8 protein-coding genes are annotated in these 6,305 nt (G+C 36.6%); 2 read left to right on the top strand and 6 right to left on the bottom strand.

The window, feature by feature from the left end; translation table 11 throughout:
* Positions 1 to 252 precede the first annotated feature (252 nt).
* Genes BN358_RS15525 through BN358_RS15535 form a run of 3 tightly spaced genes read right to left on the bottom strand, consistent with a single transcriptional unit; the run spans position 253 to position 2,705 of the window.
* A complete protein-coding gene (locus BN358_RS15525; RefSeq protein WP_019229460.1) occupies positions 253 to 2,094 on the bottom strand; it encodes a heavy metal translocating P-type ATPase in 1,842 nt (613 codons plus the stop codon).
* A gap of 8 nt (positions 2,095 to 2,102) precedes the next feature.
* The gene (locus tag BN358_RS15530; protein WP_019229461.1) at positions 2,103 to 2,324 is read right to left on the bottom strand and encodes a cation transporter; all 222 of its coding nucleotides are present in this window, start codon (positions 2,322 to 2,324) and stop codon (positions 2,103 to 2,105) included.
* Positions 2,325 to 2,345: 21 nt separating this feature from the next.
* Positions 2,346 to 2,705 carry a helix-turn-helix transcriptional regulator gene (locus BN358_RS15535; protein ID WP_019229462.1) on the bottom strand — a complete coding sequence of 120 codons (360 nt, stop codon included), beginning with the start codon at positions 2,703 to 2,705 and terminating at the stop codon, positions 2,346 to 2,348.
* A 224-nt stretch (positions 2,706 to 2,929) separates the two neighbouring features.
* Between BN358_RS15535 and BN358_RS27135 the strand changes: the two genes are divergently transcribed.
* Positions 2,930 to 3,391 (top strand): hypothetical protein, encoded by a 462-nt coding sequence (locus BN358_RS27135; protein ID WP_019229463.1) that lies wholly within the window; start codon positions 2,930 to 2,932, stop codon positions 3,389 to 3,391.
* A gap of 37 nt (positions 3,392 to 3,428) precedes the next feature.
* Here BN358_RS27135 and BN358_RS15545 read toward each other — a convergent pair whose 3' ends face one another.
* A complete protein-coding gene (locus BN358_RS15545; protein WP_019229464.1) occupies positions 3,429 to 3,722 on the bottom strand; it encodes a hypothetical protein in 294 nt (97 codons plus the stop codon).
* A 180-nt stretch (positions 3,723 to 3,902) separates the two neighbouring features.
* Between BN358_RS15545 and trxA the strand changes: the two genes are divergently transcribed.
* On the top strand, positions 3,903 to 4,211 hold the full coding sequence (gene trxA, locus BN358_RS15550) for a thioredoxin (protein WP_019229465.1): 309 nt from the start codon (positions 3,903 to 3,905) through the stop codon (positions 4,209 to 4,211).
* A gap of 78 nt (positions 4,212 to 4,289) precedes the next feature.
* On the opposite strand, the gene BN358_RS15555 is transcribed toward trxA, so the two are convergent.
* Together BN358_RS15555 and BN358_RS15560 are read right to left on the bottom strand one after the other, a co-directional pair.
* Positions 4,290 to 4,877, bottom strand: coding sequence for an ECF transporter S component (locus BN358_RS15555; protein ID WP_019229466.1), 588 nt, complete (start codon positions 4,875 to 4,877; stop codon positions 4,290 to 4,292).
* 92 nt (positions 4,878 to 4,969) lie between these two features.
* Positions 4,970 to 6,193 (bottom strand): DUF401 family protein, encoded by a 1,224-nt coding sequence (locus tag BN358_RS15560; protein WP_019229467.1) that lies wholly within the window; start codon positions 6,191 to 6,193, stop codon positions 4,970 to 4,972.
* Positions 6,194 to 6,305: the final 112 nt, after the last annotated feature.

A 6,305-nucleotide genomic window follows, 5' to 3' on the forward strand; every position in this document is an offset into this window, starting at 1 on the left:
TCCTGAGTTTATACTACTTCTTTGTGATATATTATAACACATGTGACATAAATTTTAAACTAGCAATTAGTCAGCTAAATTTTATAAATAAAAAGGGCCATGCCCAAGTTTAGATGATAAAGTATATATTTGGACGCTGTCATTCTGAGAGCTTGCTCGAAGAATCTCATGTTTTCAATAAAGATGAGATCCTTCACTATCGTTCAGGATGACAGCATCAGGGTTTGTCAATAGTCTGAGGCAACTCCCTTTTTAATCTATGTTCTTCACGTTCAGTGCTCTGAAGGAATTTAATATTGCTATTACGGCAACTCCCACATCGGCAAACACCGCTGCCCACATGGTAGCATAACCCATTGCCGATAAAAGAAGTATTAAAAGTTTGATTCCTATGGCGAAAATTATGTTTTGAGATGCAATCTTCAATGTTTTTTGTGATATTTTTATTGCAGTTGCTATCTTTGACGGTTCATCAGTCATTATGACTATATCTGCTGCTTCTATGGCAGCATCTGAACCAAGTCCGCCCATTGCTATTCCTATATCAGCTCTTGCCAATACCGGTGCATCATTTATACCGTCACCTACAAAAGCAAGCCGCCCTTTAGGAGATTTTTCCGTCAAAAGCTCTTCAACCTTCTCAACCTTGTCTGCAGGAAGAAGTTCCGCATAAACCTTGTCAAGTCCAAGTTCTCTTGCAGCCTTTTCTCCAGCCCTTAATGTATCTCCCGTAAGCATCATAATTTGTTTTATATTAATATTTTTAAGTTTCTTTATGGCGTTTTTTGAATCTTCCTTCACTTCATCTGCTATTACAATAAGACCGGCATAAATTCTGTCAACTGCAACGTGCACAACAGTTCCTGAAAATTCATTCTTGTTGTATTCAATACCCATTTTCTCCATGAGTTTCACATTGCCTGCAGACACTTTTTTTGAGTCTACAACTGCTGAAACTCCGTGTCCCGGAATTTCTTCAACGTTTGATACTCTTTCTGCATTGATTTCCTTTTTATATGCTCTTTTCAATGAAGATGAAATAGGATGATTTGAATAATTTTCAACATATGCTGTGAGTTCAAGAAGCTCCTGTTCAGAGATTCCTTCCGGATGGATTTCCTGAACGTTGAAAACACCCTTTGTTAGGGTACCTGTTTTATCAAACACAACTATTTCAGTGTTTGCCAATGCTTCAAGGTAGTTGCTTCCCTTTACAAGTATACCTTTTTTACTGGCTCCGCCTATTCCACCGAAGAAGCTTAAAGGTACTGAAATAACCAGTGCGCATGGACATGAAACAACCAAAAACGATAGTGCTCTGTAAATCCACTGGCTGAATGTTGCTTCTTTTATTATCAATGGTGGAACAACTGCCAAAAGTGCTGCTATTATAACAACCGTTGGTGTGTAGTATCTTGCAAATTTTGTTATGAACTGTTCAGACTTGGACTTCTTGCTTCCTGCATTCTCAACAAGGTCAAGAATTTTACTCACTGTTGATTCTTCAAATTCTTTGGTGACTCTTGCTGTCACAAGTCCGTTTATATTAATGCATCCGCTTAAGAGGTCGCTTCCTGCAATTATTTCTCTTGGAACAGATTCTCCCGTAAGTGCAGAAGTATCAAGCATTGAACTTCCTTCAACGACTATTCCGTCAAGAGGCACCTTTTCTCCTGGTTTTATTACAATGATGTCCCCAATCTTCACATCTTCCGGGTCCATAACTTCAAGTCCATCTTCAGTTTTTACGTTGGCATAGTCAGGTCTTATGTCCATTAATGCTGTAATAGATTTTCTGGACTGGCCAACAGCATAGCTTTGAAACAGCTCACCAATCTGATAAAACAACATTACAGCAACGCCTTCAGGAGCTTCTCTTATAGCAAATGCTCCAAGAGATGCCACTGCCATGAGAAAATTCTCATCAAACACATCTCCTCTTAAAATGTTTCTGAATGCATTTCTAACAACATCATACCCGGCAAACAGGTAGCTCACAACAAAAAATATTATTTTAAGTATTTCAACATTTATAATAAATGCGGCTGCAAAAAAAATCGAGCTTAATACAAGCCGCCAAGCAAGTCTTTTCATATGTGCTCCTATAAGGCCTTAAATTTAACGTTAGGTTCGTATTTGTTCACTATTTTTTCTGCTGCAGCAATTATATCAGCCATTTCGTCCTCATCGCCTTCAATTATCATTTTAGTGGTCATAAAGCTGACAGATGCACTTTCTACTCCCTTAAGAGCATTGACTTCCCTTTCAATTTTTGCTGTGCAGTTTGCACAATCCAAGCCTTCAAGCATAAATTTCTTTTTCATAACGTCCTCCAAATTTTTGTGTTATTTTTCTTTAATATGTTCCATTCCTATTTCAAAGATGTCTTTTACGTGGTCATCCTTAAGAGAATAAAAAACAACTTTACCTTCTTTTCTGAATTTCACAAGATCTGCCTGCTTCAAATACCTGAGCTGATGAGAAATTGCCGACTTAGTCATATTTAATAAAACCGCTATGTCGCATACGCACATTTCATGAGCATCAAGTGCAGATATTATTTTAAGCCTCGTGCTGTCTCCTAAAACCTTAAAAAAATCAGACAAATCATAAATATCCTCTTCAATTGGCATTCTTGTTTTAACTTCTTCCAGAATATCTGCGTGTATAACTTCGCAATCACAGAATATTTCATCTTTTGACAAACAATCACCTGCTTTCTTTAGTTGAATAGTTGCTCAACTGTTATAATTATTATAGTTGAGCAACTATTCAATTGTCAATATTATTTTTTATTTTTTTGAAAATTTTTCTAATGTTTGTACACAATTACTTTGTTGTGCACAAAATATTGTACAAGATTCTTGTAAATTATTTTGGAGTTTGATAATATGTACAAAAATATAACAATCCAGGCACTCAAGGAACCTTGGGTACATGGAGAAACAATGGATGCTGCGAACATCCGGAAAATGAAGAAAACGAAGATGTAGTACAAAGCATCGAGGATGTTGACAGTGATAATACTATTGACATCAGCACAACAATTACCATAAGCCAGACAGCTACATCTGCCGGAGGTGCCGGAGGTGCCGGCGGCGACGGAGGAGAAGGCGGAGATGCCAACGGAGGTGCCGGTGGTGCCGGCGGTGACGCAACATCTCTTAACTATGCTTCTGTGGAAGTTGACAATGTTGTAATTATTAACAGCAATGTGGACGGCAATGGACAATATCCTGCATACACCATAGGAACAGGCAACAGGAAACTAGAAATAAGAGTGGATGAAAACGGAGAAGCCTTTGTCAATGGAACAAAGATGGATGAACAAACTTTGGGAGACGGCACAAAGGTTTTAATTTTTAGAGACAGCAAAGTGCAAAATTCATAAAATGTTATAAAAAATAGGGCGCATAGGCGCCCTTTAATTATATATCCGAATCGGTTCCGTGGGAAAAGTCAATAATTTCTGATTGAGACATTATTGCTCCCGTTTCTTTAAATTCAACAATCTCATCATCTTCAAGCCCTTCGCCTGCAGGCATTTCATCTGCACCGGGACTTGATGTTTCATTGACTCCATCACCTGTTCTTCCGCTTTCATCAACAATCCAAAACCGGTTGAACGGAGATCTTGTTCCTTCCTTCAAATTATATTTTTCCGCAACTTGTTCATCAACGGGGACTAGACCCCCGTCAGTTTTCAAAAATAATTTTTTCATGATATCTCCTTACATTTATAAATATAAATTTAAGTACTTATATTATAGTAGTATTGCCGATAAAAGTAAATTTCATAATTTTTCATTTCCAATTATTTTTATTTTTCATGTGACTTAATCACTGTTAAATATCCATTAAGTGATAAAATGAGTCTATAATAAATCAAGGAGATGGAATATATGAGTACAATAAAAATTACAAAAGACAACTTCGAACAGGAAGTTTTAAATTCAGATAAGCCAGTATTGCTGGACTTCTGGGCTTCATGGTGCACACCGTGCAAAATGGTTTCTCCTGTTGTTGAAGAAATTGCCAGTGAAGTAACCAATGCAAAAGTCGGAAAAGTTAACATTGATGAACAGCCGGAACTTGCATCTGCATTTGGAATAATGAGCATTCCTACACTTGCAGTAATGAAGAACGGAAAAGTTGTAAACAGCATGGTAGGAGTAAGGCCTAAGGCATCAATCCTAAAAATGCTTGCATAATATAGTAGTCACCTCTTAAAATTTGAAAAGGCAGCAATGGGAGCTGCCTTTTTGTTGTTAATTTCTTATTTAAATAAATCACATAATGTTTCTTTCAAGTTTTTCAAATACTCCTGCTGACTTCAGTGCAGGCCTTATGGTCAGGGACAGAGCAATTGAAGCTATTACAGCTATTACAGCATTTGTTGATGAAACTATGAACTTTGTTACTGCAACTGCAGCCACTGCTTCCCAAGTGCTTTGCAGCACAACATACTGAAGAATAATAGTCTTTGATATATAAAGCGCTACATATAGAAAAGCTCCTACAACAGCAGCAACTATGTTTACTTTTTTGTTCTCACCGTTGTAGCTTCCCATGTGAGAAATTTTCCCGGCCACGTAACCCATTGCAAATTTCATAATAAAAGTGATCCAAAATTCCGGCGCAAAAGCCGGATCAAACAAGTCAAATATTGCAGAGCCAAAACCTGCAGCTAGTCCTCCAACTGTTCCTCCAAACAAAAGTCCGCTTAAGATACACATGACATTCCCAAGATGAAGCATTGTCTTACCAAGAGGCGTGGGGATTTCAATCCTGAAATTCGTCGCAACAAAAACCATCGCTGCCATAAGACCCACAACCGCCATTTTATATACTGAATATTTTTTTGAGTTCTCTTTCATAACAGCCTCCTAATCATTTATACTTTCATTATATGACAGACTGATACTCTGTAAATATCCAGATTTGATATTTTTTAGCAGTACAGATTTATTTATGCAAATATTGCAGTGAGTATGAATGCTGAACTAAAAAGCACAATCAAAGAAAACAAGAGGTAGTATCTGTATTCCTTGTAAAGTTCAAGTGTTGTAACATTCATAAGCTGAATTGTAAAAGCCTGGCACAGATGAATAGGTGAAAAGAAATATCCTATAAATGCACTTGCAAAAGCAAAATAAACATATATATACAGCATGTTGCCCGTAACATTCAGCTGGGAAACCATGGGTAGTATTATAGCCAAAGCAGCTGTCTGATTACCCGTAATGATACCAAAGAATACAGATGAAACAAGAAATATTACCAATACAGAAAATGTGCTGTCGCTTTGTTTAAACAGATTGCCAAAAATCAGTAAAAGATCGTCCATTTTCAAAATCATTTCTTTAAGAAGCAATATTATTGCAACCATAAGAACTGTATGCCAGTTGATTGACTTAATGGTGATTTTCACAAAATCTTTTTTATCGCTTAGAAAATAAACGCATACAACACTTACAATCATAGTAATATAAAATGGCAATCCTGTTAAAGCATTTAATATTACGCAAATAGTGATTGGAGATATATACAAAAGAAGTTTTAAAAAGTTCTTGCCTAGATCTTTTTTATGAGTTGATTTTTCACTTTCTATATTTTTTATGTAAAGCAAGTATCCCACAAAAAACACCGGTACAACATATGCAAGATTGAACATAACCAGTTTTGTAATGTTTATTTCAGGCATTGAACTGGCAATTACCAAAAGACCCGTTGAAAACGGAAGTAAAAACATGGCGACGTGCCTGAACACAAGATTAATGGCAGCGCGCTTCGGCGGAGCAATATTCATCTCCTCCCCCAGATTATTTATAAATGGTGCAGACAACAATGCTCCCCCGGGTATTATAAGAATGCCGATTAGAGCAGGTATTATCATAAGAATTATTTTTTTGCTACTTACTATGAGCAAAATAGTTTCTACTATTTTGTCAAGAGTTTTGTAGTGTTTCATGAGGCCACCAAGAACACTCACCATGAGTATGGTCAGTACAGTGCTAAGTGATGATCCTTTAAAAACCTCGGCTAAAGATTGTGCTGTGCCTTCAAATCCTATTCCTGAAATTATTGCCAAAACACCTGCCGAAATCAACAATATATAGCTCAGCTTAAGTTTAGTCCTGCCCAGCACTGGAATCAATAAAAATGATATTACTACGGATGCCAATTGAATCATAGTCGTTCCCCTTCCTAATTTGTTATATAAATTATATTTCATAAAAGAAAATATTACAATATATTAAAATTTTATCAATTATAGTAAAAAAGTTGCTCCGCAACTCCGCTAG

Origin of the sequence: Sedimentibacter sp. B4 (genome assembly GCF_000309315.1) — a bacterium.
In the GTDB taxonomy this organism is placed as follows: domain Bacteria; phylum Bacillota; class Clostridia; order Tissierellales; family Sedimentibacteraceae; genus Sedimentibacter; species Sedimentibacter saalensis.